1 pseudogene is annotated in these 510 nt (G+C 28.4%); it reads right to left on the reverse strand.

Features of this window, described 5'->3' with window-relative positions:
- Positions 1-510 (reverse strand): annotated as a pseudogene (locus ACP5SP_RS08155) (hypothetical protein); the annotation flags it as partial.

A 510-nucleotide genomic window follows, 5' to 3' on the forward strand; every position in this document is an offset into this window, starting at 1 on the left:
TCTTATAAAAAATCTATTCTCTAAAAGATATCTAGATAAGGAATCTATTATATTTTTCATTTTAAATTGTTGTATTAAAAATGGCTCTCTCAAATATATTGCAGATTCTATATCCTTTTTGTCATATCCTGTTTTTAAAATATACTTTAATATATCCATTTCGCTTATTTGATCTATTCGTATTGGTGATACCAAACCTGTCAGTGGTGTTCCTCTATCAAGCATCTTTGTAGCAAGCCACAAAGTCGATGTAATCAATGTTATCTCTCCTTTTACTCCAGTTGAATGGAGGTAATCTTGAAATAAAGGTGGAAGCCTATGAAATTCATCAACTACGATCTTTTTATTACCTAGGAGTTCTTTGAATATATTAAAGAAATTTTCCCAAGTATAATTTTCCCTAGATTCTTCATCCAATACTGTAGAATCTCTATTGACAAAAAAGAATCTGTCATATTTTGTAAAATTTTTTATTAAAAAACTTTTTCCTGTCTTTCTCCTACCATAAAC

Source organism: Caldisericum sp., from assembly GCF_049967455.1.
Classification (GTDB): domain Bacteria; phylum Caldisericota; class Caldisericia; order Caldisericales; family Caldisericaceae; genus Caldisericum; species Caldisericum exile_A.